17 protein-coding genes are annotated in these 24,863 nt (G+C 65.7%); 11 read left to right on the forward strand and 6 right to left on the reverse strand.

Going from position 1 to position 24,863, the window contains the following annotated elements; genetic code table 11:
- Positions 1 to 122 precede the first annotated feature (122 nt).
- The 8 genes from aptA (at position 123) to AC56KZ_RS15615 (ending at position 10,352) form a co-directional block, all read left to right on the forward strand.
- Entirely contained in the window at positions 123 to 1,439 is a 1,317-nt protein-coding gene (aptA, locus tag AC56KZ_RS15580; protein ID WP_497163089.1) for an omega-aminotransferase AptA, read from the forward strand.
- A gap of 11 nt (positions 1,440 to 1,450) precedes the next feature.
- The gene (locus tag AC56KZ_RS15585) at positions 1,451 to 2,953 is read left to right on the forward strand and encodes a CoA-acylating methylmalonate-semialdehyde dehydrogenase (RefSeq protein ID WP_497163090.1); all 1,503 of its coding nucleotides are present in this window, start codon (positions 1,451 to 1,453) and stop codon (positions 2,951 to 2,953) included.
- Positions 2,954 to 3,052: 99 nt separating this feature from the next.
- Positions 3,053 to 4,423 carry an NAD(P)-dependent oxidoreductase gene (locus tag AC56KZ_RS15590; protein ID WP_497163091.1) on the forward strand — a complete coding sequence of 457 codons (1,371 nt, stop codon included), beginning with the start codon at positions 3,053 to 3,055 and terminating at the stop codon, positions 4,421 to 4,423.
- On the forward strand, positions 4,411 to 5,760 hold the full coding sequence (gene preA / locus AC56KZ_RS15595) for an NAD-dependent dihydropyrimidine dehydrogenase subunit PreA (protein ID WP_497163092.1): 1,350 nt from the start codon (positions 4,411 to 4,413) through the stop codon (positions 5,758 to 5,760). Before AC56KZ_RS15590 ends, preA begins: the two co-directional genes overlap by 13 nt.
- Positions 5,761 to 5,828: 68 nt before the next feature.
- On the forward strand, positions 5,829 to 7,313 hold the full coding sequence (locus AC56KZ_RS15600; RefSeq protein ID WP_497163093.1) for an NCS1 family nucleobase:cation symporter-1: 1,485 nt from the start codon (positions 5,829 to 5,831) through the stop codon (positions 7,311 to 7,313).
- Positions 7,314 to 7,347: 34 nt separating this feature from the next.
- A complete protein-coding gene (gene hydA, locus AC56KZ_RS15605) occupies positions 7,348 to 8,739 on the forward strand; it encodes a dihydropyrimidinase (RefSeq protein ID WP_497163094.1) in 1,392 nt (463 codons plus the stop codon).
- Between the two features lie 29 nt (positions 8,740 to 8,768).
- A complete protein-coding gene (locus AC56KZ_RS15610) occupies positions 8,769 to 10,010 on the forward strand; it encodes a Zn-dependent hydrolase (protein ID WP_497163095.1) in 1,242 nt (413 codons plus the stop codon).
- Positions 10,011 to 10,022: 12 nt separating this feature from the next.
- Positions 10,023 to 10,352 carry a hypothetical protein gene (locus tag AC56KZ_RS15615; RefSeq protein WP_497163096.1) on the forward strand — a complete coding sequence of 110 codons (330 nt, stop codon included), beginning with the start codon at positions 10,023 to 10,025 and terminating at the stop codon, positions 10,350 to 10,352.
- 39 nt (positions 10,353 to 10,391) lie between these two features.
- On the opposite strand, the gene AC56KZ_RS15620 is transcribed toward AC56KZ_RS15615, so the two are convergent.
- From AC56KZ_RS15620 to AC56KZ_RS15630, 3 genes are read right to left on the reverse strand one after another with little or no spacing between them, the layout of a single operon-like run.
- Positions 10,392 to 10,862, reverse strand: a complete 471-nt coding sequence (locus AC56KZ_RS15620; protein ID WP_497163097.1) for a GNAT family N-acetyltransferase — start codon at positions 10,860 to 10,862, stop codon at positions 10,392 to 10,394.
- Positions 10,863 to 10,922: 60 nt separating this feature from the next.
- On the reverse strand, positions 10,923 to 12,668 hold the full coding sequence (locus AC56KZ_RS15625; RefSeq protein WP_497163098.1) for an allantoate amidohydrolase: 1,746 nt from the start codon (positions 12,666 to 12,668) through the stop codon (positions 10,923 to 10,925).
- 25 nt (positions 12,669 to 12,693) lie between these two features.
- Positions 12,694 to 13,632 carry a LysR substrate-binding domain-containing protein gene (locus AC56KZ_RS15630; protein WP_497163099.1) on the reverse strand — a complete coding sequence of 313 codons (939 nt, stop codon included), beginning with the start codon at positions 13,630 to 13,632 and terminating at the stop codon, positions 12,694 to 12,696.
- Between the two features lie 128 nt (positions 13,633 to 13,760).
- Between AC56KZ_RS15630 and AC56KZ_RS15635 the strand changes: the two genes are divergently transcribed.
- On the forward strand, positions 13,761 to 14,999 hold the full coding sequence (locus tag AC56KZ_RS15635) for a urate hydroxylase PuuD (protein WP_497163100.1): 1,239 nt from the start codon (positions 13,761 to 13,763) through the stop codon (positions 14,997 to 14,999).
- The gene (locus AC56KZ_RS15640; RefSeq protein WP_497163101.1) at positions 14,996 to 16,234 is read left to right on the forward strand and encodes a M20/M25/M40 family metallo-hydrolase; all 1,239 of its coding nucleotides are present in this window, start codon (positions 14,996 to 14,998) and stop codon (positions 16,232 to 16,234) included. The genes AC56KZ_RS15635 and AC56KZ_RS15640 overlap by 4 nt, the downstream gene beginning before the upstream one ends.
- Here the strand turns inward: AC56KZ_RS15640 and AC56KZ_RS15645 are convergent.
- The 3 genes from AC56KZ_RS15645 to AC56KZ_RS15655 form a co-directional block, all read right to left on the reverse strand.
- A complete protein-coding gene (locus tag AC56KZ_RS15645; RefSeq protein ID WP_497163102.1) occupies positions 16,231 to 17,919 on the reverse strand; it encodes a vWA domain-containing protein in 1,689 nt (562 codons plus the stop codon). The two genes, AC56KZ_RS15640 and AC56KZ_RS15645, sit on opposite strands and share 4 nt — an antisense overlap.
- A gap of 112 nt (positions 17,920 to 18,031) precedes the next feature.
- A complete protein-coding gene (locus AC56KZ_RS15650) occupies positions 18,032 to 20,248 on the reverse strand; it encodes an RIFT barrel domain-containing protein (protein ID WP_497163103.1) in 2,217 nt (738 codons plus the stop codon).
- 84 nt (positions 20,249 to 20,332) lie between these two features.
- Positions 20,333 to 22,696 carry a S9 family peptidase gene (locus AC56KZ_RS15655; RefSeq protein ID WP_497163104.1) on the reverse strand — a complete coding sequence of 788 codons (2,364 nt, stop codon included), beginning with the start codon at positions 22,694 to 22,696 and terminating at the stop codon, positions 20,333 to 20,335.
- Positions 22,697 to 23,078: 382 nt separating this feature from the next.
- Here AC56KZ_RS15655 and AC56KZ_RS15660 point away from each other — a divergent pair, with 382 nt between their 5' ends.
- Positions 23,079 to 24,773, forward strand: coding sequence for a DUF4832 domain-containing protein (locus AC56KZ_RS15660; RefSeq protein WP_497163105.1), 1,695 nt, complete (start codon positions 23,079 to 23,081; stop codon positions 24,771 to 24,773).
- Positions 24,774 to 24,863 lie beyond the last annotated feature (90 nt).

The raw sequence follows: 24,863 nt of genomic DNA on the forward strand, positions 1-24,863 counted from the left end.
GATCGGCGTTGAGCAATTGCATTTTTGCAACGCGTCGCACACGGCTGGCGCTTGACTGCTTTACATTCGCGGCGCAGACGCGCACATTGCCAGAATTGTTTCGCAAACAAGGGAGAGAGTGCATGAACGAGTCCAGACCCGAATCGATGTCCGCCTTCTGGATGCCTTTCACGAACAACCGCGACTTCAAGGCCAATCCGCGCCTGCTGGTCTCGGCCGAAGGCATGTACTACAAGGACGTCGACGGCAATTCCATCCTCGACGGCACCGCCGGCCTCTGGTGCGTGCCCTGCGGGCATGCGCAACCGAAGATCGTCAGCGCGGTGCGCGAAATGGTCGGCCAGCTCGACTTCGCACCGACCTTCCAGATGGGCCATCCGGCCGCCTTCGACCTGGCCGAGAAACTGATGGACTACACCGGCCACAAATTCGGCCACGTGTTCTATACCAATTCCGGCTCCGAGGCCGTCGATACCGCCCTGAAGATCGCGCTGGCCTACCACAAGGCGCGCGGCGAGGGCGGGCGCACCCGCCTGATCGGACGCGAGCGCGGTTACCATGGCGTCGGCTTTGGCGGGCTGTCGGTCGGCGGCATCGGCCCCAACCGCAAGCATTTCGGACCACTGCTGCCGGGCGTGGATCACCTGCCGCACACCCACAACCTGCTGAAAAACGCGTTCTCGCGCGGCGAGCCGGACTTCGGCGCCGAACTGGCCGACGAACTCGAACGCCTCGTCAGCCTGCACGACGCTTCCACCATTGCCGCCGTGATCATCGAGCCCGTCTCCGGTTCCACCGGCGTGCTGGTGCCGCCGAAAGGCTACCTGAAGCGCCTGCGCGAACTCTGCACCAAGCATGGCATCCTGCTCATCTTCGACGAAGTGATCACCGGCTTCGGGCGCCTGACGACGCCATTCGCCGCCGACTATTTCGACGTCGAGCCGGACATGATGACGACCGCCAAGGGCCTGACCAACGGCGTGATTCCGATGGGCGCGGTGTTTTCCAAGCGCTTCATCCACGACGCCTTCATGGAAGCGCCGGCCGGCATCGAACTGTTCCACGGTTACACCTATTCCGGCCACCCGGTCGCCTGCGCTGCCGCGCTCGCTACTCTCGAGGTATTCCAGGACCAGCAGATCCTGGAGCACGCCAGGGCCATCCAGCCCTACTGGGAAGACGCGGTGCACTCGCTCAAGGGCCTCCCGCACGTGATCGACCTGCGCACCATCGGCCTGGTCGCCGGGATCGAACTCGAGCCGATTCCAGGCAAGCCCGGCGCGCGCGCCTTCCAGGCGTTCAAGAAGGCCTTCGCCGAGGGCATCCTGATCCGCACCACAGGCGACATCATCGCGCTGTCGCCGCCCCTCGTTCTCGAAAAACAGCACATCGACGACTTGTTCGGCAAGCTCGCCGGCGTCCTGAAAAACCTCGACTGAAGAGACACAGCATGAATCCACTAGACACCATCGGCCACTTCATCGGCGGCCAACTCGTCGGCAAGGCCAGCGAGCGCCATGCCGAGGTCTTCAACCCGGCGCTGGGCGAGCCTTGCGCGCGTGTGGCGCTGGCCAGCCTTGACGACGTGAACGCCGCCGTCGCGGCCGCCGGCGCCGCCTTCCCGGCCTGGTCGGCGACGCCGCCGCTGGCGCGCGCGCGCATCCTGTTCAAGTACCTGCACCTGTGCCAGCAGCATGCCGACGACTTCGCCGCGCTCATCACGCGCGAGCACGGCAAGACCTTCAGTGACGCGCAAGGCGAAGTCGCGCGCGGCATCGAGATGGTGGAATTCGCGGTCGGCATTCCGCAGATGCTCAAGGGCGAATTTACCGACCAGATCGCGCGCGGTATCGACGCCTGGTCGATGCGCCAGCCGCTGGGCGTGGTGGCCGGCATCACGCCATTCAACTTCCCCGTCATGGTGCCGATGTGGATGTTCCCGGTCGCAATCGCCTGCGGCAACACGTTCGTGCTCAAACCCTCCGAGCGTGACCCGTCGCCCTCGCTGCTGCATGCGCGCCTGTTGCAGGAAGCGGGGCTGCCCGATGGCGTCTTCAACGTGGTCCAGGGCGACAAAACGGCGGTCGATGCGCTGCTCGACCATCGGGCCGTGCAGGCCATCAGTTTCGTCGGCTCGACGCCGATCGCCGAATACATCTACAGCCGCGGCAGCGCCGCCGGCAAACGGGTGCAGGCCCTCGGCGGCGCCAAGAACCACATGGTGGTGATGCCCGACGCCGACATGGACATGGCGGTGGACGCGCTGGTCGGCGCCGCCTTCGGCTCGGCCGGCGAGCGCTGCATGGCGATCTCGGTGGTGGTGGCGGTCGGCGACGCCGGCGACAAGCTGGTGAACGCACTTGCCGAACGCACCGCCAAACTGAAGATCGCCGACGGCATGAGCGAAGGCGCGGAAATGGGGCCGGTGGTGACCCAGGCGGCGCGCCAACGCATCGAACGCCTGATCGGCGAGGGCGTGGAGCAGGGCGCCACGCTGGTCGTGGACGGGCGCGGCCATACCGTGGCGGGCCGCGAGAACGGCTTCTTTGTCGGCGGCACCCTGTTCGACCACGTCCTGCCCTCGATGAGCATCTACCAGGAAGAGATCTTCGGGCCGGTGCTGTGCGTGGTGCGCCTGCCGGACGTCGGCAGCGCGGTCGAGCTGATCAACGCCAACGAGTACGGCAACGGCGTCGCCGTGTTCACGCGCGACGGCGGCGTGGCGCGCGAATTCGTGCGCCAGATCCAGGTGGGCATGGTCGGCGTGAACGTGCCGCTGCCGGTGCCGATGGCCTTCAACAGCTTCGGCGGCTGGAAGCGCAGCATGTTCGGCGACCACCACGCCTACGGCCCCGAAGGCGTGCGCTTCTACACCCGCCACAAGGCGGTGATGCAGCGCTGGCCGAATACGGCGAGCGCGGGGGTGGAGTTTGCGTTCCCGCAGATGAAGTAGGGTGGGCACCTGTGCCCACGCGGACGTACGCGTCCCGTCAGCCGCACCAGGTAACGCAGCAGTCGAACACCAGCACTCCAACAAAAACCAGGGATGCACATGATCGAGACCCTCCAGCACCTGCCGCCGGCAGCCGATTCGCACGGCACGCTTGCGGCCCAATTTACCGACCTGGCGCCGCCCTTGACAATGCGCCAGGCAGCCGTCGAGTCGGCGCGCTGCCACTATTGTTACGACGCCCCCTGCATGCGCGCCTGCCCGACCGGCATCGACGTGGCCAGCTTCATCCGCAACATCCACGACCAGAACATCAACGGTGCCGCCATCGGCATCCTCAGCCAGAATATTTTCGGCGGCAGCTGCGCGCGCGTCTGCCCCACCGAGATCCTGTGCGAGGACGCCTGCGTACGGAATAACCCGGCCGAGCGCGAGCCGGTAAAAATCGGCCTGCTGCAGCGCCACGCGGTCGACAACGCGACATTTGCTGGCCACCCGTTCGCGCGCGGCCCTGCCACCGGCAAGATCGTGGCGGTGGTGGGCGCCGGCCCGGCCGGCCTGTCCTGCGCGCACCGCCTGGCGGTGCTCGGGCACGATGTCGTCGTGTTCGAGGCCAGGCCGAAACCCGGCGGCCTGAACGAATACGGCATCGCCAAATACAAGCTGCCCGGCGATTTCGCCCAGCAGGAGGTCGACTTCCTGCTCGAGATCGGCGGCATCGACATCCAGTATGGCCAGGCGCTCGGGGAAAACCTCTGGCTCTCCGACCTGCACGCACGCTTCGACGCAGTCTTCCTCGGCCTGGGCCTGGGCGCCAGCCGCCGGCTTGGCCTGACGGGCGAAGACGCGCCTGGCCTGATGGCGGCCACGGACTATATCGCCGCGCTGCGCCAGGCCAGCGACTTGTCGAACCTGCCGGTGCCGCGGCGCGCGGTCGTCATCGGTGCCGGCAATACCGCGATCGACATGGCCGTGCAGATCCGGCGCCTCGGCGCCGACGAGGTCACGCTGGTCTACCGCCGCGGTTTCGATGCGATGAGCGCGACCGGCCACGAAATCGAGATCGCCAGGCTTGAAGGCGTGCGCATCCGCACCTGGGCTTCGCCGCTGGAGGTGCTCCTGGGCGAGGACGGCCGCGTGCTCGGCATGCGCTTCGAGGAAACCCGTCTCGACGAAGGCCGCCTGGCGCGCACCGGCGCCATCATCGACATCGCCGCCGACGCCGTGTTCAAGGCCATCGGCCAGGCAATCGAGGCGCCCCCGCCGGACGATGCACTCGCGCAAAGCCTGTGGCAGGAGGGCGCGCGGATCACCGTCGACGGCGCGCTCCGCACGACGGTACCGGGCATCTACGCCGGCGGCGACTGCGTCTCGCTCGGCCAGGACCTGACGGTGCAAGCCGTCCAGCACGGCAAGCTGGCCGCGCTGGCCATCCATAACGATTTTCTAGCGGGGGCAGCATGGCCGACCTGAGCATCAATTTCTGCGGCATCAGTTCTCCGAATCCGTTCTGGCTGGCCTCCGCGCCGCCAACTGACAAGGCCTATAACGTCGTCCGCGCCTTCGAAGCCGGCTGGGGCGGCGTGGTCTGGAAGACGCTGGGCGAAGATCCACCGGCGGTGAATGTTTCGTCGCGCTACTCGGCCCACTACGGCAAGAACCGCGAAGTCATCGGTTTCAACAACATCGAGCTGATCACCGATCGCAGCCTCGACATCAATTTGCGTGAAATCACCGCCGTCAAGAAGGCCTGGCCCGACCGCGCGATGATCGTCTCGCTCATGCTGCCCTGCGAGGAGCCGCTGTGGGCCGCCATCCTGCCGCTGGTGGAAGCGACCGGCGCCGACGGCATCGAGCTCAATTTCGGCTGCCCGCACGGCATGCCCGAACGCGGCATGGGCGCGGCGGTAGGCCAGGTGCCGGAGTATGTGCAAATGGTGACCGCCTGGTGCAAGAAACACTCGCGCCTGCCCGTCATCGTCAAGCTCACCCCCAACATCACCGACGTGCGCGCACCGGCGCGCGCCGCGCTGGCCGGCGGCGCCGATGCGGTTTCCCTGATCAACACCATCAACTCGATCACCCACCTCGATCTCGACCGCATGATCGCGTTTCCGGTCGTCGGCGGCGCCAGCACCCACGGCGGCTATTGCGGCTCGGCCGTCAAGCCGATCGCCCTGAACATGGTGGCCGAAATCGCACGCGATCCGGCAACGCGCAACCTGCCGATTTCCGGCATCGGCGGCATCGGCAACTGGCGCGACGCCGCCGAATTCATCGCGCTGGGCGCCGGTTCGGTGCAGGTATGCACGGCGGCGATGCTGCACGGTTTCCGCATCGTCGACGAGATGAAGGACGGACTGTCGCGCTGGATGGATACCCAGGGCTACGCGAACATCGCCGCGTTCTCGGGCAAGGCCGTGCCGAACACGACCGACTGGAAATATCTCGACATGAATTACCAGTCGATCGCCCACATCGACCAGGACAAGTGCATCGGCTGCGGCAAGTGTTTCATCGCCTGCGAAGATACCTCGCACCAGGCCGTTGCCCAGATGGTCGGGGACAAGAGCGGGCGCCGCTACGAAATCATCGAGGATGAATGCGTCGGCTGCAACCTGTGTGAAATTACCTGCCCGGTCGAGGCCTGCATCACGATGGTGCCGCAGCAAACCGGCAAGCCCTACATGAACTGGACCCAGGACCCGCGCAATCCCCGTGCCGAAGTGCCGGCCGCCGGTTTCGTCGCGGAGCCGGCAGCCGGCGCTGCCACGGCCATTGCCACGACAAGGGCAGAACTGCCGGTCTGATTTACCCGCGTCGGTATTGACGTTTGTTACACTGGGTTTGCGTTTGCAACCCGACTGGAGAGGCCATTGTGACGGAACACCGCGCTGTCAGCACCGAACTCTGGAACCACGACCTGGCGCCCACCAGCGCTGCCCAGCGTACCTGGCGCTGGTACCATTTCGCCGCGCTCTGGGTCGGCATGGTGATGTGCATCCCGGCCTATACGCTGTCGGCGAGCCTGATCGAATCGGGCATGTCGGGCTGGCAGGCGGTATGGACGGTATTCCTGGCCAACGCCATCGTGCTGCTGCCGATGCTGCTGATCGGGCACGCCGGCACCAAGTACGGCATTCCATATGCGGTGCTGGCGCGCTCCTCCTTCGGCACCTCGGGCGCCAAGCTGCCGGCCCTGATGCGCGCAATCGTCGCCTGCGGCTGGTACGGCATCCAGACCTGGTTCGGCGGCAGCATGATCTACACGCTGCTGGGCGTCATGGCCGGGCAGCCCATTGGCGGGGAACCGATCACCGGCCTCGGGATCAACCTTGGGCAGCTGCTCTGTTTCCTCGGCTTCTGGGCGGTCCAGTTGTATTTCATCGTGCATGGCATGGAATCGATCCGCAAGCTCGAGACCTGGACCGCGCCCCTGAAAATCGCGATCTGCTTCGTACTGCTCGGCTGGGTCTACAACAAGGTCGGCAGCTTCGGCCCGCTGCTCGACCAGCCTTCGCAATTCGTCGAAGGCGGCAAGAAGGCCGGCCAGTTCTGGAGCACCTTCTGGCCCTCGCTCACCGCAATGGTCGGTTTCTGGGCCACGCTGGCCCTCAACATCCCCGACTTCACCCGCTTCGCCAGGACCCAGCGCGACCAGGTCATCGGCCAGACCATCGGCCTGCCGGCGCCGATGGCCTTGCTGGCGGCGCTGGCGGTGATCGTCACCTCGGCCACCGTGGTCTTGTACGGCAAGGCGCTGTGGGATCCGGTGGACGTTGCCAGCCGCATGACCGGCATCGCGGTGCTGGTGGCCCTGATCGTGCTCCTGATCGACACCGTCAGCGTCAACCTGGCGGCCAACCTGGTTGGCCCCGCCTATGATTTTTCGGCGCTCGCGCCGAAACGCATCAGCTACCGCGCGGGCGGCTACCTCACGGCCGGCATCGCACTGGTAATGATGCCATGGAAAATTCTCGAGACCACCCAGGGCTATATCTTCACCTGGCTGATCGGCTACTCGGCGCTGCTCGGGCCGATCGCCGGCATCATGATCATCGACTATTACTTCATCCGCAAAACCACGCTCGATGTCGACCAGCTGTACCGGCATGGCGGCATTTATTCGTACGGCAATGGCTGGAACCTGGCCGCGATCGTCGCCTTCGTGCTGGGCGTGGCGCCGAACATCCCCGGCTTCCTGAACGCGGCCTTCCCGGCTGCCTTCCCGGATGTGGGCGCTGCCTTCAAGACCATCTACACCTATGCCTGGTTCGTCGGCGTGCTCATTTCCGGCCTCGTGTACGGACTGATGATGAAGGGGCGGGCGCTGCCGGCGCTGCATCCTGCCCCCAACGCATGAACCGCCCCTCATTCCTAACATTCCTGGAGAACCCATGACGACGCTACTCCGCGGCGGCACCATCGTGAACGCCGACCGCGCCTTCCGCGGCGACGTGCTTTGTGAAGGCGACAAGATCGTCGCCGTCGGCGACAAGCTGGAGGCGCCCTTGGGCGCGCTCGTCATCGACGCCGGCGGGCAGTACGTGATGCCAGGCGGGATCGACACCCACACCCACATGCAGCTGCCCTTCATGGGCACCGTCACCGCCGACGACTTCTTCACCGGCACCGCGGCCGGGCTCGCGGGCGGCACCACGACCATCATGGACTTCGTGATTCCCGACCCGAAGCAGTCGCTGCTCGACGCTTACCACACATGGCGCGGCTGGGCGCGCAAGTCGGCCGGCGACTACACCTTCCACGTTGCCGTGACCTGGTGGGCCGATTCCGTGCATGCCGAGATGGGCACTCTGGTGCGCGAGCATGGCGTGAACAGCTTCAAGCACTTCATGGCCTATAAAAACGCGATCATGGCCGACGACGAAACCCTGGTCAAAAGTTTCAGCCGCGCGCTGGAACTGGGCGCGATTCCGACCGTGCACGCCGAGAACGGCGAACTGGTCTACCAGTTGCAGCAGGACTTGCTGTGCCGTGGCATCACCGGCGCAAAAGCGCATCCGCTGTCGCGCCCGCCGGAAGTCGAGGCGGAAGCGGCCAACCGCGCGATCGCGATTGCGAATGTGCTGGGCACCCCGGTCTACATCGTCCACGTGTCCTGCGCCGAGTCGCTGGACGCCATCGCGCGCGCGCGTGCCCGCGGCCAGCGCGTGTACGGCGAGGCGCTGGCCGGCCACCTGGTCATCGACGACAGCGTGTACGCCAGCGAGGACGAAGATTTTGCGCGCGGCCACATCATGAGCCCGCCGTTTCGCAGCAAGCACCACCAGCAGGCGCTGTGGCAGGGCCTGCGTGGCGGCAACCTGCACACCACGGCGACCGACCACTGCACCTTCTGCGCAGAGCAGAAGGCGGCCGGCAAGGACGACTTCACGCGCATCCCGAACGGCTGCGGCGGCGTCGAGGAACGCATGGCCGTGGTCTGGGACGGCGGCGTGAACACCGGTCTCCTGACCCCATCGGAATTCGTGCGCGTTACCTCGACCAACGCCGCCCAGATCTTCAACATGTACCCGAGAAAAGGCGTGATCGCCGTAGGCGCCGACGCCGATCTTGTCGTCTGGGATCCGAACGGCACGCGCACGATTTCCAGCAAGACCCAATTCGCGAAGGGCGGCTTCAACGTCTTCGAAGGCCGCACCGTGCGCGGCATTCCGACGCACACGGTTGCCGCTGGCAAGCTGGTCTTCGTGCGCGGCGACCTGCGCGCCGAAGAGGGCGCCGGGCGCCACATCGACCGTCCGGCGTTTGCGACCCAGACAGCGTAAAAAAAACCAACAACTTCGGAAGAACAACCATGCTTGAGAACCTGCGCATCAACGGCGACCGCCTGTGGGACTCCCTGATGGAACTGGCCCAGATCGGCGCCACCGAAAAGGGCGGCGTCAAGCGCCTCACCCTGACCGACCTCGACCGCGAAGGGCGCGACCTGGTGGTGCGCTGGGCCAGGGAAGCCGGCATGTCGATCACGGTCGACAAGATAGGCAACGTCTTCATGCGCCGCGCGGGGCGCGATAATGCTCTGGCGCCGATCGTCACCGGCAGCCACATCGACACCCAGCCGACCGGCGGCAAATTCGACGGCAACTACGGCGTGCTGGCCGGCCTGGAAGTCGTGCGTACCCTGAACGAGCGCGGCATCGTCACCCAGGCGCCGCTCGAAGTCGCGTTCTGGACCAACGAGGAAGGCTCGCGCTTTGTTCCGGTGATGATGGGTTCCGGCGTGTTCTGCAGCGCCTTCAGCCTCGAGACCGCGTATGCGGCGAAAGACGTGGACGGCAAGACGGTGCGCGAGGAGCTCGAACGCATCGGCTACCTCGGCGAGGAAGAGCCCGGCCAGCACCCGATCGGGGCCTACTTCGAAACCCATATCGAGCAGGGTCCGGTGCTGGAAGATGCCGACAAGGTGATCGGCGTGGTGCCGGCCGTCATGGGCCTGTCCTGGTACGACTGCATTGTCACCGGCATGGAAGCGCATGCGGGCCCGACGCCGATGGGCCTGCGCCGCGACGCGTTGCAGGTGGCCACCCGCATCATGCAGGAAACCGTGGCGATTGCGAACCGCTACCCGCCTTACGGGCGCGGCACGGTCGGCATGGTGCAGGTGTTCCCGAACAGCCGCAACGTCATTCCCGGCGAGGTGAAGTTCAGCATCGACCTGCGCAACGTCAGCGAGGAGCTGCTCAATACGATGCACGAGGAGATGCTGGCTTTTGTCGCCAGGACGCGCAGCGAGTCCGGCCTGGGCATCGAGGTCGAACGCGTGTCCTACTACCCGCCTTGCCCCTTCCATCCCGACTGCGTGAACGCGGTGCGCGCCGCGACCGAGAAGCTGGGCTACTCGACGATGGACGTGGTCTCGGGCGCCGGCCATGACGCGATCTACACTGCGCGGGTGGCGCCCTCGGGCATGATCTTCGTGCCCTGCAAGGATGGCATCAGCCACAACGAGATCGAAGACGCGCAGCCGGCGCACCTGGAGGCCGGCTGTAATGTCTTGCTGCATGCAATGCTGGAACGGGCAGGGGTGGTGGGCTGATAAAATGGCCGCATGCCCAGCAAAACTCCTACCTATCCCGGCCCACTCACCGCGCGCGGCGCGGTGCTGGCCGTGCTGCTGTCGAACGAAGACCAGACCGGCACCGAACCGTTGCGCGGCCGCGTCACCCTGGCCGCCATCGTCCGCACCCTGAAGCGCAAGTACAACTGGCCGATCGAAACGAGCAGCTTTCCATCGAATGCCGCGGACGGCCGCGCAACCTGGGCCACGGTGTACAGCCTGCCGCCGGCGGCCATCGCGCGCGCCCTCGAGCGGGGCGGGCGCGACTGGCTCAAGAGCCGCGCCAGCTCGAAGCGCCAGACGCCACCCGAATTCGATTGATCCCTGCCGCGATGGATGCGCCGGCCGGTGACGACGCGTTCAGGCCAGGGTTTTTTCCATGAACACGGACGGAATGCCGATGCCGGAACGGTGGGGGTAAAGTTCCTCGCGCAGGGCGACGAAGCCGGCATGCTCATAGAAGGGCACGGCATTGAGCGACGCCGACAGGAACAGGCGCTCGATGCCTGCTTGCCTGGCAATGTCCTGCAAGGCGTCCAGCAGCATCGATCCGATCGCGCGACCCTGGGCATCGGGCTCGACAAACACGGCGGTTACCTCGCCGGTCGCGGTGTCCAGCACGGCGTAAGCGAGCAGCCTTCCCGCCTCCTGCGCGGCCATTGCGCCACCGTTCGCTACCAGCTCGCGCAGGGAGTCGGGCGCCGGAGCGGTGAGCCAGGCAGCCAGCACGGCCTCGGTGTAATGGGCGGCGCAGCTGTGGGCGACGGCACGCGTGCGGATTTCCCACAGGGCGCCGAGATCATCGCAGCTTGCTGGTCGTAGTTCGATCATGCCTGTCCTCAAGAACGCCCGAGGGAACCGGTTTCCGGGGCCGACTCTGTTCACTCCAGCTTAGTGGACGTGTCGCAGGAAGTCGAGCAGCACCTGCGCCGCCAGCTCGGCGTCGTCGGCCGTCATCGTTTCGAGCGGGTTGTGGCTGATGCCGCCGTTGCCGCAGCGGGTAAACAGCATGGCGACCTCGGTGAGCTGGGCCATCTGCATCGCGTCATGGCCGGCGCCGGACAGCAGGTCGAAACGCGGCACGCCCTGGCGCTCCACGGCCGCGCCCAGCAGGCCCATCAAACGCGGCGCACAGGGCGCCGCTTGCGCTTCCACGATCTTCGACAGCTTTTCCTCGATGCCGCGCCGCGCGCAGATTGCCTTGATTCCGGCCAGGATGTCGCCCACCGCCGCCAGGCGCAGCGCGTCCTCGGCCGCGCGGATGTCGAGCGACAGCTTGCAGGCGCCCGGGATCACGTTGACCGAGCCGGCGGGCACCTCGAGCTGGCCGACGGTGCCCACCAGCGAGGCGACGCCGCTGCAGCGCTGCTCGACCAGCAGCACGATCTCGGCGGCCGCAGCCGCGGCATCGCGCCGCATGCCCATCGGCGTGGTGCCGGCATGGCTGGCCACGCCGGTCAGCTCCACCAGATAGCGCGAGCTGCCGACAATCGCCGTCACCACGCCGACCGGCAGCGCGCGTTCGAGCAGCACCGGACCCTGTTCGATGTGGACTTCGACGAAGCCGAGCAGGTCTTCGGGCTTGCGCGCAATCGATGGGATGGCGGCAGGATCGCTGCCTGCCTGGCACAAGGCTTCGCGCATCGATACGCCGTCGGCATCGAGCGCGTCGAGCAGCGCCATATCGAAGCCGCCGGTGATCGCGCTGCTCCCCAAAAACGTGCTGCGAAACCGCACGCCTTCCTCTTCCGCGAAGCCGACCACCTCGAGATGGAAGGGCAGGCGTTCGCCGCGCGCATGCAGGTGGGCGACGACCGCGATCGGCAGCAGGATGCCGAGGCGGCCATCGTACTTGCCGCCGTTACGCACGGTGTCGTAGTGCGAGCCGGTCATCAGCGTCTTTGCATCCGGGTCGAAGGCGGCGTAGCGCCCGACCACGTTGCCTACGGCGTCGATATGCGCTTGCATGCCGGCGTTCGCCATCCATTGTGCGATCTGGGCGGCGGTACGCTGATGTGCCGGGGTCAGGTAGGCACAGGTCAGGCCGTTCTCCGCATCGCTCCATTGCGCCAGGTGTTCGCACCAGTCCATCACCTGGGCGCCGAGCTGCGGCGTGACGCCAAGCAGCGCGTTCAGGCGGATTTCTGCAATGCGGTGTACCTGGCGCAGGGCCTCGGCGAATTCGTCGGCGCGGGCGTTTTTCAGGCGCCGCGCGAAGGTCTCGACGATGGCGCTGCGCGTCAGGCCGGTTCCGGTCGGCCCCTTGACCGCCAGGATGAAGGGAAAGCCGAACTTCGCGTTGTAGTCCGCGTTGAGCTGGTGCAGGCGCGCGTATTCTTCAGGACTGCACAGGTTCAGGCCCGACGCAGCCTGTTCGCCCCTGGACTCCTGGGTCAGCTCGCCGGCAATCGCTGCCTTGCCGGCCAGTTCCGGGTGCGCGCGCAGCAGCTGCAGGCGTTCTTCCTCGCTGGCCTGGTTGACGGTCTCGGTCAGCGCATACTTGAGCGCGGCGACGCTGGCGAACGGGCGCCTGGCAAACGCCCGTTCGGGGATCCAGGGCGAATGCTCGTAGATGCCGTCGAGCTTTGCAACGAAGGCGGCGGCGTCAAGGGTGTTCAGGCTTGCAAGGGTCGTCATGAAGGCCTCTCTCGATGGAACGGTCCTAGTGTTGCACCAGTGTGCGCGCCGCCTGGCTGACCTGGTCGCGCAGCCACTTGTGTTCGGGCGAGCCGTGCACGCGCTCGTGCCACAGCTGATAGAAGCGCATCGGCGGAAACTTGATCGGCATCGTGAAGGTTTTCAGGGGCAGGGTTTTTTCGTAGGCGCGCATGAACTGGCGGCCGGTGGTCAGCACCAGGTCGGTTTGCGTGAGCATGTAGGGGATCAGCCCGAAATACGGCGACTCGACCGCGATCCTGCGCTGCATGCCCGAGCGCGCCAGGAAGGAGTCGATGACGCCATGGTAGCCGGGCAGGGTCTGCGTCGGCGCCACGTGGGGCAGGCTGAGATAGTCTTCGACAGTCATGGCGTCGACGCCGGTCCTGCGCGCATACGGGCTGTCGGCGCGCATGGTGCAGACGATCGGGTCTTCGAACAGTTTCGAGATATGCAGGTGGGCGGGCGGCTCGTCCCAGTTGGCGATGACCAGGTCCATGTCGCCGTCGGACAGCATGCGCAGGTAGTCGGTGCCTGCGCCCATGCCGTGGATGGCGACCCGGCTGTTGGGCGAGCCGCGGCGCACGGCGGCCACCACGTTGGGCAGGAACTGGGTGTCGAGGTAGTCCGGGGCCGCGATGTGGAAGGTACGCGCCGCTTCCTCGGGCACGAAGGGCGACTTCTTGACGAACAGGCTTTCGGTTTCGTCGAGGATGCGCTTGGCGGGTTTCAGCAGGCTTTCGCCGTGCTGGGTCGGCACCATGCCGCGCGCGCCGCGCACCAGCAGCGGGTCCCCGGTCAGCTCGCGCAGTTTGCGCAGCGAAGCCGAGATCGACGGTTGCGGCTGATTCAGCTTGAGCGCGACGCGCGAAACGTTTTTCTCGACCAGCAGCAGGTAGAGGATGCGGATCAGGTGCAAGTCGAGGTGCTGCGGCAGGGCGGCCATGTCGAAAAATGTCTTTACGTATATCCGTTCGATTATGTCGAATATACGGTATCTTTCATGTTGTACAAAATGAAATCGGTTTATCTTCGCTGAATTACTGCGACTAATATTTGCTACAAGGATAGTGCATGGACGTGTTCGGATACCTGGCGCCCTACGGCCTCGAATGGCTCAACCTGCTGTTGCGCTGGCTGCACATCATCACGGGCATCGCCTGGATCGGGGCTTCGTTCTATTTCGTCTGGCTCGACAACACCATCCGCCCGCCCGCGCCGGGTTCGGAACTGGCGCAAAAAGGCGTGGCCGGCGAACTATGGGCGGTGCACGGCGGCGGCTTCTACAACCCGCAAAAATACCTGGTCGCACCAAAGGAACTACCGAAGGAACTGCACTGGTTCAAGTGGGAAGCGTATTCGACCTGGCTGTCGGGCTTCGCGCTGCTGGTGATCGTGTATTACCTGAACGCGCAGGCGATGATGGTCGACCGCAGCGTGCTCGAGCTCACCAGCTGGCAGGCGGTCGGCATTGGCCTGGGCAGCCTGGTCGCCGGCTGGCTGGTGTACGACCTGCTCTGCAAGTCCCCGCTCGGCAAACACGACCTGGCCTTTGGCGTGGTGATTTTCGCGCTCCTGGTCGGCGCGAGCTATGTGCTGACGCACCTGCTCAGCGGCCGCGCCGCCTACCTGCACATCGGTGCGATGATCGGCACCATCATGGTCGCCAACGTGGCGCACGTGATCATTCCCGGCCAGCGCAAGATGGTGGGCGCGATGATGGCGGGGCAGCAGCCCGACCCGGTCTACGGCATCAAGGCCAAGCAGCGCTCGGTCCACAACAATTATTTCACGCTGCCGGTGCTGTTCCTGATGATCAGCAACCACTACGCGATGACGTATAACCACCGCCATGCCTGGGCCGTGCTCGCCACCGTGATGGCGGCCGGTGTGCTGATCCGTCACTTCTTCAACCTGCGCCACAGGGGCCGCATCGAGTGGAAGTATCCGGCCGCCGGCGTCGCATTGCTGGCCGTGCTGGCAGTGCTGATTGCCCCCAAAGCGCCGCCGGCGCAGGTGGCGTCCGCAGGTGTCGACCACGCCGCCCGCTTCACGCAGGTAAAAGCCATCGTCGACCAGCGCTGCGTGAGCTGTCATGCGGCGCAGCCGACTCAGCCCGGTTTCGCCACCGCGCCGGCGGGCGTGCTGCTCGACTCGCCGCAGCACATCGCCCAGCACGCCGCGCGCATCTACCAGCAGACCGTGCAACTGAAAGCCATGCCGCTGGCGAACCTGACCAACATGACCGATGCCGAACGGGCGCAGGTCGGCGCCTGGTTCGAAGCAGGCGCAAAGACGGGACAACAACCATGACGACCGAAGCACAACAACAGCAGATCCTCGACTGGATCGACGCCCACTTCGACGAACAAGTCGCCTTCCTCCAGGGCGTGGTGCGCATTCCGACCGATACCCCGCCCGGCAACAACGCGCCGCACGCCGAGGCCGTGGCCGGCATGGTGCAGGCCTGGGGCTGGGAAGCCGAGCGCCATGCCGTGCCGCCCCGGCTTGTTCACGACTACGGCATGGAAAGCATCACCAACCTGATCGTGCGCCGTCCGTATGCGCCAGGCGGCCCGACGGTGGCCCTGAACGCCCATGGCGACGTGGTGCCGCCGGGCGAGGGCTGGAGCCGACCGCCCTATGGTGCGCAGATCGAGGATGGCTTCCTTTACGGGCGCGCCGCGGCGGTCTCGAAAAGCGATTTCGCCACCTATATCTTCGCCGTGCGCGCGCTGGAATCGCTCGGCGCGCTGTTAAAGGGGGGAATTGAGCTGCACTTTACGTATGACGAGGAGTTCGGCGGGCTGCTCGGGCCGGGCTGGCTGCTGGAGCAGGGCCTGACCAAACCCGACATGGTGATTGCCGCCGGCTTCAGCTACGCCATCGTCACTGCCCATAACGCCTGCCTGCAGCTCGAAGTGACGGTGCATGGCAAGGCCGGCCACGGCGCCATGCCGGAGACGGCGCACGACGCGCTGCAGGCCGCCACGCGCGTGCTGAATGCGATCTACGGCCAGCTGCCCGAACTGAAAAAGATCAAGTCCCAGGTGGCGGGCATCGACTCGCCGACGATGCTGGTCGGGCGCATCGATGGCGGCACGAACACGAATGTCGTGCCGGGCAAGGTGGTGCTGAAAATGGACCGGCGCATGATCCCCGAAGAAGACCCGGTGGCGGTGGAGGCCGGGGTGCGCGCGCTGATCGAGGATGCGGTCAAGGGACTGCCCGGCATCCGCGTCGAGATCCGGCGCCTGCTGCTGTCGCAGGCCCTGCGTCCCTTGCCGGGGTCGGAGGCGCTGGTGGCGAGCCTGCAGCGCCATGCGCAGGCCGTGCTGGGCGAAGCGGTGCCGGCGCTTGGTACGCCGCTGTATGCCGACGCGCGCCTGTATGGCGAGCGTGGGATCCCGGCGGTGATGTACGGCGCCGGCCCGCGCACGGTGCCGGAATCGAATGCGAAGAAGGCGGACGAGCGGCTGGCGCTGGAGGATTTGCGCAAGGCGACCAAGGTGATCGCCCTGACGCTGCTGGATGTGCTGGCGGTCTAAGGCTGCCCGGTCGCCCCCGCCTTGCCCAGCGATTCCGCCATCCGCACCAGCTTGACGAATTCGGCGCGATAACCCTCGCTGTCGGCGCCGCGCGCGGCGTTGGCCAGGGCGCCGATCTCGGCAAACGAATAGTCCGCCACCTGCTGTTCGCCGCGCAGGCGCTGGCCGAATGCGGCGACGGCAACGGCGAAGCGCTGCTCAAGCGGGACCGATTCCAGGGTCGCACGTGCCGAACGGGCCAGCACCGGACGCTCGACCAGGCGGCTGGCCGACTCGCCCGGCCGCTTGTAGCGCACCCGCACGAAGCACAGTTCGCCACCCTTCGGCGCCGGCTTGGCCGGCTGGCCCTCGCCATAGCGCAGCGGGTCGACCAGCTGCCCTTTACTCGCGGCAGGGGTGATCTCGTAGATGGCGGTGACGGTATGGCCGGCGCCCATGTCGCCGGCGTCGACCTTGTCGTCCTTGAAGTCCTGGCGGTTCAGCATGCGCGTCTCGTAGCCGATCAGCCGGTAAGCCGCGACCTGGGCCGGGTTGAACTCGACCTGCATCTTGACGTCGTTCGCGATCGGGACCATGGTCGAGCCAAGCTCCTCCTGCAGGGCCTTGCGCGCCTCGAGCAGGGAGTCGATGTAGGCCGCGTTGCCGTTGCCCGACTGGGTCAAGCGCTGGATCAGCGCGTCGTTCAGGTTGCCGCTGCCGACGCCGAAGACGGACAGGTAAACGCCGCTCTTGCGCTTGCCCGCGATGAAGGATTCCAGCTGGCGCGGATCCCTGATGCCGATGTTGAAATCGCCGTCGGTGGCGAGGATCACCCGGTTCACGGCCTGGGCGTCGAAGTGGCGCTCGGCCAGCGCATAGGCGCGCTGGAGGCCCTCGGCGCCGGCCGTGCCGCCGCCCGCGCCAAGGGCATCGATGGCGGCGATGATCTTGTGCTTGTCCCGTCCCGTGGTGGGCTCGAGCGCCACCGCGGTGCCGTTTGCATAGGTGACGATGGCGACCCGGTCCTGGGGGCGCAGCCCTTCCGCGAACAGGCGGAAACCCTGTTTCAGGAGGGGCAGGCGGTCCGCCGGCGCCATCGACCCGGAGACGTCGACCAGCAGCACCACGTTCATCGCGGGCCGCTCGTCCGCCTTCATGTCGACGCCGCGCACGGCGATGTGGAGCAGCTGGTTTCCTGCTTTCCAGGGGCTGGGCATCACCTCGGTCGTCACCGCGAAAGCGTCGCTGCGGGTGGCCGGGCGCGCGTAGTTGTAGGGGAAGTAGTTCACCATTTCCTCGACCCGTACTGCGTCCGGGGGCGGTATCCGGCCTTCGTTGAGCTGACGCCGCACGAAGGCGTAGGAGGCCGTGTCGACGTCCGAACTGAAGGTGGAGACCGGCTGCTCCTCGACCAGTACGACGCTGTTGGCCGCCTTGTCGGGGAATTTGTCCATGCCGGGCATGAACATCGGCGCTGGCGCCATCGACCTGCGCGTCAGCATCGGCGCCGGTGCGTAGCTGTTCGAAGGCAGAATCGATGAACCGCTGACGGTCACCCACTCCTTCTGCAGTTGCTGCAATTGCTGCTGTTGCTGCGCTTGCTGTTGCTGCTGCGCTTGCCGGGCGGGATCCGGCGCGGTGCCGCAGGCAGCCAGCAACAGGGAAGCAGCTGCCATCGCGGGCAGCATGCTGGAGAAGCGTCTCATGACATCACCTTGTAAAAATTATTGTTCGTACAAGATGCGATAGTCACTTTGGTAATGCAATTGCAGTTACAAGTTGTAATGATTTACGTCGTTTGCGAGGGACGGCGCGGGTTCAGCGCGGCACGATCGCGAACTGCGGCTCCCTGCCGTAATCGGGCTTGACGGTGCGTGCCATGAACTGCGCCCAGGCCTTGCGTCCGGCTTCGCCACTGACGCCGGCGGCATAGGCCAGTGCCGGCTGCATGTTCGAGGGGAAGCCGATCGGTTCGGCGGCATAGCCCCCCATGTCACCGATGGGCCTTTTCAGGGCGGCTGCCATCTTGCTGCTGGCGCAGGGCAGGGCGGCGATCTCGGGTCCGACGGTGGCGGCGTAGGCCTGGCGAATCGAGTCGAAATACGGAGCCGACGACGTCGTGCGCACCGTGTAGGTGTAGTTAGCAGCTTCTGTCCAGCAGGCGCCGTCGCCGGTCATGCGCGCGACCGGGAAGCGCGCCTTCCACTTCAGCAGCGGCTCGGCTGCCTTGAAACCCAGTTCCGCCACCAGTCCCACGGCCGAGGTGAAGAAATCGTCCTGCCAGGGCGCGAGCCCGGTGCCCCCGTTGTACACCACCGAGTAGCCGTTGACGATGACGCCCAGCTTGTTCGCGTTGGGGTTGCGGGTGTACTCGGCGTTGTACCAGTCCAGGTTATTGTCGAGGAAGGTGTTCAGGTGGCGCTTGAGCGGATGGCTGTCGGGCGTGATGTAGGCGGCCTGGCCCAGGGTGCGCAGGCTCCATGCCTGGCCGCGCACCTGGTCCGGCGCCAGCAAGCCGCGGCTATCCTTGCGGTAGCCGGGATTGTCGACGAAGACGTTGTACATGGCCCAGAACTGCAGCTCTTCGAGGTAGTAATGGTCGCCGGTGACGAGGTAGGGCAGGTAGGCAAAGCCCGGCTGGTGCGGGGTGTCCGGAATGAGAGGGGAGGCGCACATGTCCTTGCGGCAGGCGGGAAAGGCCTCGTACTTGCCGGTCTTCGGGTTGAGGGTGTCGCCATGATTGCCGAGCAGCGTCATGTAAGGAAAATCCAGCACGCTGACGGGCAAGCCGGTGCGCTTGTCGCGGTAGTGTATCGGCCAGCTGCCGGCCAGGTCGGCGGTGCCGAGCGTGACCATCTTGGCGCGCGCGTCCATGCTGAGAAGGTAGGCGGCGGCCCAGCCGGGCAGCAGCCCGATGTCGATGCGCCCACCCGTGCCGGGCATCGCGGGCACGGCCTGGCCGACCCCCATCGGCTGCGTCTTCGGGCCGTTCCAGCTCGAGGCCAGTGCGGCGAGTAGATCGCCGCGCACCGCCACCGAGCGGTCGTAGTTGGGCACCGCGCGGGAGGCGATCAGGTAGGTGGTGTCGTGGCGCAGGTGCAGCTCTGGAGCGTCGCCGAGCCAGCCGACCTTGCGCCACCGCGCATGGTGCAGGTGGGTCAGCTTCTGCTGCTTGTAGATCGGCTTGCCGCCCACGCTGAGCGTTACGTCATAGGTGATGTTCTGAGGATCGGGCTCGAATGCCCAGGCGTTTTCGACCGTGACGTCGACCCGTGCCTTGCCTGCCGCGCCATACCAGCGGATCGCGAACCGCGCCGCCAGGTGCGGATGGGGCTGGCCTTTGACATCGACCAGCGGCCCGGCCGCCTGCAGTTCAGTTACCACCGGCCCATCGAGCCAGGTTTGCCGTGTTCGTCCCTTCAGGAGGGCGTCGGCCGAGGCGCTGTAACGCTTGCCGTCGATGACCACCTCAAGGATGGTATCGCCTGCGGCACCAGCTTGCATGGCGGGTGCCGCTTTTTTCTTCGCGCCCTTGACCAGGGCAATGGCGATGTCCCTGCCTTCGCCGAGCTGCGGCAGGAGGGTCGAGATGACGGCGTGGCGTACCGACCCGTCGGGGTGGGTGGCCTTGACATCCATCTGCAGCGGCAGCGAGGCGCCGTCCGCCAGCTTGCCGACCAGGTCCGTCCCGCGCGGCAGGTCGCCAGGAGCGAAGACCTGGCCGAAGGTGACCGGCACGTTCGACTGAGCGCCGCGCCCGGTGTTCTCGATCACGACGGCGGTGATGCCGCCTGCGGGAATCGCGGCGCCGTTTTTCGCGGCCGGCTGCCTGGCGCCAGACTTGTTGTCTCGGGCCGACGGATCGGCGCCGTGGCGTTCGGACAGCACACGGGTCGAGTCGAGCGCACCGGTGACGGGCAGGCCAATGAAGCCGGGATCGTCGGCAGCCGTTTTGTTGTCCTGCGCCTGGACGGCGCTGGCGGCAAGGGCGAGCAGGCAGAGAAGGAGGCGGGCAGGGCTGGAAGCTGGTCGCATGCGGTCGAGAGAAGTTGGCGCAAAGGAGAGCACAGTAAAACAAAAAGCGCCCCGAAGGGCGCTCGCTTGGCGCGCTGCCTGCGACTACTGCTTGAGCGTACGCTCGAACAGCTTGTAGATCCGGCGGTACTGGTCGAACCAGCTTTCCGGCTGGGTGTAGGCATGGCGTTCGAGCGGATAGCTGGCCAGTTCCCAGTTATCTTTTTTCAGCTCGATCAGGCGCTGGGCCATGCGTACAGAGTCCTGGTAGAACACGTTATCGTCGACCATGCCGTGCGCGATCAGCAGGTTCCCCTGCAGCTTGTCGGCGTATTCGATCGGCGACGAGACCTTGTAGGCCTGCGGATCGAGGTCAGGCGTATTCAGGATGTTCGCGGTGTAATCGTGGTTGTAACTGGTCCAGTCGGTCACCGGGCGCAGGGCGGCGCCGGACTTGAACATCTCCGGTGCGCGCATCAGCGCCATGAAAGTCATGAAGCCGCCGTAGCTGCCGCCGTAGATGCCGACGTTGGCCGCATCGCCCTGGTGGTTGGCGACCATGTACTTCACGCCGTCCTGGTAATCGACCAGTTCCGGGTGGCCCATCTGGCGGTAGATCGCCGTGCGCCATTTGCGGCCGTAACCCTTCGAGGCACGGTAGTCCATGTCGAGCACGACATAACCTTTTTCGACCAGCAGGTTGTGGAACATCTGCTCGCGGAAGTAAACAGGGAAGCGCTTGGTCGTGTTCTGCAGGTAGCCGGCGCCGTGCACGAACATCACCACCGGATATTTTTTACCAGGCTCCATCGTGGTCGGGCGGTACAGCTTCGACCACACCGGGTCGCCGCCGTCGCTCGACGGCACCGCGACGTACTCGGGCTGGATCCACGCGCGCGCCTTGTATTCGGCATTGCGGGTGTCGGTCAACTTGGCGGCCGCGCCGCCGGTCACGGCGACGGTGGCCAGTTGCGCCGGCATGTAGCTCGTCGAATAGTGGACCAGCAGCTTGCGTTCGTCGGGCGCCAGCACAAAGCGTTCCACACCCTCCAGGGCAGTCACTTCGCGCGTCGCGCCATCCTTGGCGTTCACCGCGCATACTTCATAGCTGCCCGGGTTCTTGCGGTTGCAGAGCATGTAGGCGGTGCTGCCGTCGACGTTCCAGCGCACGTCGCCGGCTTCCCACTTGCCGCTGGTGAGGGCGCGCGCCTGGCCGGCGGGGTCTTGCAGATACAGGTGCGCGTAACCGCTTTCCTCGGACACGTACCACAGCGTGCGGTTGTCAGGCAGCCAGCCGAAATCGCTGTTGTCGTAGTTGACCCAGGCTTCGTCGGTCAAGCGATGCGCCGGTTTCAGCTTGGCCGCCTTGAAATCGATGGTGGCGATCCAGCGGTCCTTGTTGTCCACCGCGCGCAGCATCACTGCTGCAAGCTGGCCATCGGCGCTCCATTGGACCGCGTCGCCACCGTCGGTGATGCGCAGGGGGCGATTGCCCTTCAAGGGATCGAGCTTGGCCGTGGCGCGCAGTTGCGCCAGCGGGTCGGTCGCGATGCCGGGCAGCGTGTCGAAGCTCAGGTCCTGGATCCGGTTGGTCGCCAGGTCGATCAGTTTCAGGGCGTGCGGGGCCGGGTTGTTGCGGCCGACGCGGGTGCGCTCGTCGTCCATCTCTTCGTAGCCCGATTCGGTCACGTAGCGCGGCATCTTGCCGACGCGGCCCTTGTCGCCCCCCTTGGCGGCGGTTACCACGACCAGCCAGCGCCCGTCCGGGGACAGCGCACTGCCTTCGATCGTCACTTTGTCGCCCAGGTAGAACGGGGCCGGCGCACGGGTCGGATCGGCGCGGCGCTCTTCCTCGAGACGGGCACGGCCGGCATCGCGCTCGTCCTTCGCGCGCTTCAGGGTGGCGATCAGGCGCAGCTGCATGTCGCGCAGCGCGTCCGGCTCGAGCGCGGCCGGGTCCTTGGCTGCGCGCGGCAGTGCGGCCGGCGCCTGCAGGCGGCTGGCGCGGTCCCAGCTGAACCAGTCGTGGCCGACGCGGAACTGCACCGCACGCTCATCGCTGGAGAACTGCGGTTCTTCGGCCTTGACGCCGCGCGTGATCTGCACCAGCGCGCCGCTTTTCAGGTCACGCTCGAACAGGTCGCCATTGCGCACCATGATCATGCGGGTGTGCTTGCGGTCGTAGACCACCGCCGGGCTGTCGAGCTTGGCCAGTTCGGCGTCGGCCACCTTGCGCGGTCCTTTCTCGTTGGCCAGGAAGGTATCGCGCAGGTTCGAGCCCGTGCGCTTCTGCTTGAAATACACACTCCTGCCGTCCCAGCTCCACCATGCCTGTTCGGCTGGATTGCCGATCCAGTCCGGGTGAGCCATGGCCTGGTCGAGGCTGATCGGTGTGGGTGCGGATGTGGGTGCGGCCGCTGCCGGGAGTGCCGTCAGCGCGATAAGGAAACTCAGTGCAGGAAGTCGCATCGTGGTGTCTGGTGGGTGAAAGGGAGTGCTTTCCGGCTAGAAAATGCGAATGCATTCTAGCGCAGCCACCATGCAAGGGGGGTGATTGCCTGCGAATTATCCGACGTCGACAGGCCGTAACGCAGGTCAGAGAGCCTGTGACAGGACATGCCACCGCGGGCCCTGCTTGAGCGTGCGCAGTGCCCCTGCCGGGCTGATTGCTTAATATAGTGGAAAGGATATGTGCTTTCAGGTAACTTTTTTTTGCGTCCATCGCTCGGTGGGCGTGGCCATGCAGCATCCGGGGCAATCCAGAGCGCATGAAAACATCGCACGCAATCATGACGATTGGCAGGTACACAAAGTGAAAATGACCGGACCAATGGATGGTGTGTCGAGCCCCGTGAAGTCACGTGAGTTCGACGGCCCGTCGATGAGCGCGGAAACCACGTCGCCGAAGGCGAGGAACCTGCGAATCAGCCTGAAGCAGTGGAAGATGTTTCACGCAGTGATCGACCATGACGGTTTCTTTGGCGCCGCCGACGCATTGACCGTAGCCCGCGCCGATATCGGCGCCTCCACGACCGCCGGCATCAACCTCGTCACGCAAAGCGATGCACCGTCAGTCGTGTCGCCTGTCATCCGCCACGTCTTTACGACGGCGGCCCCGACGCCAACCCCGACGCCAACGCCGACCCCAACGCCAACGCCGACGCCGACCCCGACCCCGACGCCGACGCTAACCCCGACCCCAACGCCGACGCCGACGCCAACGCCGACCCCGACGCCAACCCCGACGCCGCCACCAGGCGTCACGGTCCCGGTCAATTACACGGCCAGCACGGCAGTCATCACCAACCCCGAGCGCGGTTTCTATCGCCACGTCGGCTGCGAGACGCCACTGAGCCAGAGCCAGCTGACCAGCTACCGCACCTCGGGCGGCGAATCGCTGATGCTGTGCGTGTTCTATCTCCGCAACTTCGTGAACTCGCCGATCAACCAGGCCACGCTGACCCTGTTCCAGACGCAAATGGACACGGTGCGCAAGGCCGGTTTGAAAGCGATCATCCGCTTCGCCTACAACGATGCCAATTCGCCTGTCGATGCGACGCCGGCCATGGTCAACACCCACCTGACCCAGCTCGCTCCCTACCTCGCGGCCAACAAGGACATCATCACCGTCGTGCAGGCCGGCCTGATCGGCGCCTGGGGCGAGTGGGGCAACACCAACAACTACGGCGACAGCTACAACATGACGGCGAAAAACATCGCCGACCGTAAATCGGTGGTCGACAAGCTGCTGGCGGTCGTGCCTGCCGAACGCATGGTGCAGTTGCGCATGCCGCTGTTCAAGACCAAGCTGTACACCCCGACCGCGCTGACCGCGGCCGAAGCCTTCACCGGCACCGCCAAGGCACGCCTCGGACACCACAACGATTGCTTCCTGTCGAATTCGTCCGACTACGGCACCTACATCAATCCGTCGGTGGAATTCCCTTACCTGATCGCCGAGACCAACTACGTGGCCTCGGGCGGCGAGACCTGCGGCTACTCGGCGCCGCGCAGCGATTGCCCGACCGCCATCAGCGAAATGACGCGTTTCCACTGGTCCTACCTGAACCTGGACTACAACGTCACCGTGCTGGACAAGTGGAGAAGCCAGGGCTGCTTCACCCAGGTCGATCAAAAGCTGGGCTATCGCTTTGTCCTGAAGAGCGGCGCGTATTCGAGCAGCGCCAAGCCGGGCGGTGGTTTCACCGTGAACCTGCAGATGCTGAATGCCGGCTGGGCCGCACCGTTCAATGCACGTAACGTGGAACTGGTGTTCCGCAATACGGCAAGCGGCGCACTCTACCGCGTCAAGCTGGCGACCGACCCACGTCGTTGGGGTGCAAACCAGACCACAGCGATCAACCAGACCGTGACATTGCCGGCCGCCATGGTCAAAGGCACGTATTCGCTGCTCTTGAACCTGCCTGATCCGATGGCGTCGCTGAGCAACCGTCCGGAGTACTCGATCCAGCTGGCCAATACCGGCACCTGGGAAGCGGCTACCGGCTTCAACAACCTGAACCACACCGTCGGCATCGCTCCTTAAGCCTCGTCGGTAACATCAGCAAAAAGCCGGCTCTGCCGGCTTTTTTTGCGTCCAGAAAAGAAAACAGCCAGGCTGTCGCTGACTGTCTTA

The sequence above is a fragment of the Telluria sp. LT2P34 genome (assembly GCF_059685915.1).

Coding starts and splice junctions, on each gene's coding strand:
- AC56KZ_RS15650 (WP_497163103.1), bottom strand. CDS start 20,248: ATGCGACCAGCTTCCAGCCCTGCCCGCCTCCTTCTCTGCCTGCTCGCC.
- AC56KZ_RS15655 (WP_497163104.1), bottom strand. CDS start 22,696: ATGCGACTTCCTGCACTGAGTTTCCTTATCGCGCTGACGGCACTCCCG.
- AC56KZ_RS15645 (WP_497163102.1), bottom strand. CDS start 17,919: ATGAGACGCTTCTCCAGCATGCTGCCCGCGATGGCAGCTGCTTCCCTG.
- AC56KZ_RS15610 (WP_497163095.1), top strand. CDS start 8,769: ATGCTTGAGAACCTGCGCATCAACGGCGACCGCCTGTGGGACTCCCTG.
- AC56KZ_RS15615 (WP_497163096.1), top strand. CDS start 10,023: ATGCCCAGCAAAACTCCTACCTATCCCGGCCCACTCACCGCGCGCGGC.
- AC56KZ_RS15640 (WP_497163101.1), top strand. CDS start 14,996: ATGACGACCGAAGCACAACAACAGCAGATCCTCGACTGGATCGACGCC.
- aptA (WP_497163089.1), top strand. CDS start 123: ATGAACGAGTCCAGACCCGAATCGATGTCCGCCTTCTGGATGCCTTTC.
- AC56KZ_RS15590 (WP_497163091.1), top strand. CDS start 3,053: ATGATCGAGACCCTCCAGCACCTGCCGCCGGCAGCCGATTCGCACGGC.
- hydA (WP_497163094.1), top strand. CDS start 7,348: ATGACGACGCTACTCCGCGGCGGCACCATCGTGAACGCCGACCGCGCC.
- preA (WP_497163092.1), top strand. CDS start 4,411: ATGGCCGACCTGAGCATCAATTTCTGCGGCATCAGTTCTCCGAATCCG.
- AC56KZ_RS15585 (WP_497163090.1), top strand. CDS start 1,451: ATGAATCCACTAGACACCATCGGCCACTTCATCGGCGGCCAACTCGTC.
- AC56KZ_RS15635 (WP_497163100.1), top strand. CDS start 13,761: ATGGACGTGTTCGGATACCTGGCGCCCTACGGCCTCGAATGGCTCAAC.
- AC56KZ_RS15630 (WP_497163099.1), bottom strand. CDS start 13,632: ATGGCCGCCCTGCCGCAGCACCTCGACTTGCACCTGATCCGCATCCTC.
- AC56KZ_RS15625 (WP_497163098.1), bottom strand. CDS start 12,668: ATGACGACCCTTGCAAGCCTGAACACCCTTGACGCCGCCGCCTTCGTT.
- AC56KZ_RS15620 (WP_497163097.1), bottom strand. CDS start 10,862: ATGATCGAACTACGACCAGCAAGCTGCGATGATCTCGGCGCCCTGTGG.